Origin of the sequence: Streptomyces sp. W16, from assembly GCF_033194735.1 — a bacterium.
In the GTDB taxonomy this organism is placed as follows: domain Bacteria; phylum Actinomycetota; class Actinomycetes; order Streptomycetales; family Streptomycetaceae; genus Streptomyces.
This window is the reverse complement of record NZ_JAWOAI010000819.1, coordinates 1-3,040: the sequence shown is the minus strand read 5'-3', so window position 1 is coordinate 3,040 and position 3,040 is coordinate 1. Positions and strand designations below refer to the sequence as shown.

Genomic DNA, 3,040 nt, shown 5'->3' with positions numbered 1-3,040 from the left:
CTGCTGATGCCGGTCGCGGCGGGGCTCGCCGCGGCGGGCGCCAGGATCGCCGCGTACGTCTAGTCCGTGCGCCCCCTGAGCGTCGTACGGCATGCCCGGACGCTCGCCGCCAACCCGGCGAAGGTCGCCGAAGCGGTCCGGTACGGTGCTCAACTGCTGCGCCACAGAGTGCCGGTGACGGTTCGTCATGCTGTCGTGGAGGCGCACGGCACCGATCGCGTCGAGGCCGTCACCATCGCAGCGCTGGACGCGGCCGGACGGGTCAGGCCGGGCAGTGAGCGGCGGATCGCCTGCGACACCCTGGCCGTCGGGCACGGCATGCTCGCGCACACCGATCTCGCCGAGTCGCTGGGCTGCGCCATCGACGCCACCGGCGACCCGTTCGTCGTCACCGACGCCGAGCAGCGCACCGACGTCGACGGCGTCTGGGCGGCGGGCGAGGCCACCGGCATCGGCGGAGCGGTGCTCGCACTGGCCGAGGGCGAGATCGCCGGGCACTCGATCGCCGCCCGCCTCAAGGGAGTTGAGCCGAGGCCCGCCGACCGGGCGGTGCCCGCCAGGACCCGGGCCCGGCTGCGGAAGTTCTTCGCGGCCATCGACACCGCCTACGTCCCGCCCGCCCACTGGACGGAACAGGTCACCGACGACACCGTCGTCTGCCGCTGCGAGGAGGTCCCGGCCGCGGCCGTCCGCAAGGCCGTCGAGGAGCTCGGCGCCACCGATCTGCGGACCGTCAAGCTCCTCACCCGTGCCGGGATGGGCTGGTGCCAGGGGCGGATCTGCGCTCCCGGGGTCGCCGGCGTCGCGGGATGCGCGACGGGACCCGCGAAGCGGCCCTTCGCCCGGCCGGTACCCCTTGCGGTGCTGGCCCAAGAGCCCGACGGCCCATCGTGACCACTCCCTCAAGATCCACCATCGGTATGGCAAGAACCACCATCCGTATGGCCCGCAGTAAAATGTCACACTCCACAAGAAGGTCGAGATTCTGATGAGCATCATCGAGAACCCCGTCTGGCGCGGTGTCCTGGTCGCCACCGCTCTGCCTCTCCACGACGACCTGAGCGTCGACTTCGAAGCCTTCGCGGACCACTGCCGGTGGCTCGTCGCGAACGGCTGCGACGGTGTCGTCCCCAACGGCTCGCTCGGCGAGTACCAGGTCCTCACCGACGAGGAGCGCGCGAAGGTCGTCGAGGTCGCGGTCGCGGCGATCGGCGGGGACAAGGTCATGCCGGGCGTCGCCGCGTACGGTTCCGCCGAGGCCGCCCGCTGGGCCCGGCAGGCCAAGGACGCGGGCTGCGCCGCCGTCATGCTGCTGCCCCCGAACTCCTACCGGGCCGACGAGCGTTCGGTGCTCGCGCACTACGCGGCCGTCGCCGAGGTCGGCATCGACATCGTCGCGTACAACAACCCGCACGACACCAAGGTCGACCTGACTCCCGAACTGCTCGCCAAGCTGCACGCGGCGGGACTCATCAAGGGCGTGAAGGAGTTCTCCGGCGACACCCGTCGCATCTACCAGATCGCCGAACTCGCCCCCGAACTCGACGTGTTGATCGGCGCCGACGACGTCCTGCTCGAACTGGCCCTCGCCGGAGCCAAGGGCTGGATCGCGGGCTACCCCAACGCCCTGCCCAAGTCGACTGTCGAGCTGTACCACGCCGCGATCAAGGGCGACCTGGCCACCGCCCTACCGCTCTACCGGCAGTTGCACGCGCTGCACCGCTGGGACTCCAAGGTCGAGTTCGTCCAGGCGATCAAGCTGTCCATGGACATCGTCGGCCGCCGCGGCGGACCGGTCCGCCCGCCGCGCGTCCCGCTCCTTCCGGAACAGGAGAAGGCGATCCGCGAGGCCACCGAGAAGGCCCTGGCCCTCGGCCTTTCCTGACCCGCCGGCAGAGAGGATCTCCCACCCATGCGCAGCAAACTCGTCCTGCACGCCGTGGACTCGCACACCGAGGGCATGCCCACCCGGGTCGTCACCGGAGGCATCGGCACCATCCCCGGCGCCACCATGAACGAACGCCGTCTGTGGTTCCGCGAACACCGCGACGACGTACGCGACTTCCTGATGAACGAGCCGCGCGGACACGCCGCGATGAGCGGGGCGATCCTCCAGCCGCCCACCCGGCCCGACTGCGACTACGGCGTCCTCTACATCGAGGTCTCCGGCTATCTGCCCATGTGCGGGCACGGCACCATCGGCGTGGCCACCGTCCTGGTCGAGACCGGCATGGTCCCCGTTCTCGAACCGGTCACCACCATCCGCCTCGACACCCCGGCCGGACTCGTCGTCGCCGAGGTGGCGGTGGAGAACGGAGCCGCCACGGCCGTGACGATCCGCAATGTGCCGTCGTTCGTGGTCGGCCTCGATCGCAAGGCCGTCCTCGCGGACGGCCGCACCGTGACGTACGACCTGGCCTTCGGCGGCAACTTCTACGCGATCCTGCCGCTGGACCAATTCGGGCTGCCCTTCGCACGCGAGCACAAGGACGAGATCCTCGCCGCCGGACTCGCGCTGATGGACGCCATCAACGCCGAGGGCCCGCTCGTGCACCCTGAGAACCCGTCCATCAACGGCGTCCACCACGTGTACCTCGCCGCCCCCGGCTCGAACGCCGAACACTCCCGGCACGCCATGGCAATCCACCCGGGCTGGTTCGACCGCTCGCCCTGCGGGACCGGCACCTCGGCCCGGATGGCACAGCTGCACGCCCGCGGCGAACTCCCCCTGGACCAGGACTTCGTCAACGAGTCCTTCATCGGTACGTCCTTCACGGGCCGCCTCGTCGAGGCCGTCGAGGTCGCCGGACACCCCGCCGTAGTGCCCACGATCACCGGCCGGGCCTGGATCACCGGCACCGCCCAGTACCTCCTCGACCCGGCCGACCCGTTCCCGGCCGGCTTCGTCCTCTGACCTCCGACTCCTTCCGAGGGAGGAACGCCATGACTGCGACGGTCATCAGTCACAACCCCGCCCACCCCGACGAGATCCTCACCGAGACCCCCGCCACCGGCCGGGCCGGCGTCGTCGCCGCCGTCG

The 3,040-nt window shown here is 70.8% G+C and carries 2 protein-coding genes and 1 pseudogene; all 3 read left to right on the top strand.

The features are described 5' to 3' along the window. Positions 1-894: pseudogene (locus R6V09_RS49860) on the top strand (FAD-dependent oxidoreductase); the annotation flags it as partial. Between the two features lie 94 nt (positions 895-988). Further along, a complete protein-coding gene (locus R6V09_RS49855) occupies positions 989-1,885 on the top strand; it encodes a dihydrodipicolinate synthase family protein (protein ID WP_317888046.1) in 897 nt (298 codons plus the stop codon). Positions 1,886-1,912: 27 nt separating this feature from the next. Further along, positions 1,913-2,914: a proline racemase family protein gene (locus R6V09_RS49850; RefSeq protein ID WP_317888045.1), complete on the top strand. Its 1,002-nt coding sequence runs from the start codon at positions 1,913-1,915 to the stop codon at positions 2,912-2,914. Positions 2,915-3,040: the final 126 nt, after the last annotated feature.

Excerpts from the sequence above, each read along its gene's own strand:
- R6V09_RS49855 (WP_317888046.1), top strand. The coding sequence starts at position 989 with ATGAGCATCATCGAGAACCCCGTCTGGCGCGGTGTCCTGGTCGCCACC.
- R6V09_RS49850 (WP_317888045.1), top strand. The coding sequence starts at position 1,913 with ATGCGCAGCAAACTCGTCCTGCACGCCGTGGACTCGCACACCGAGGGC.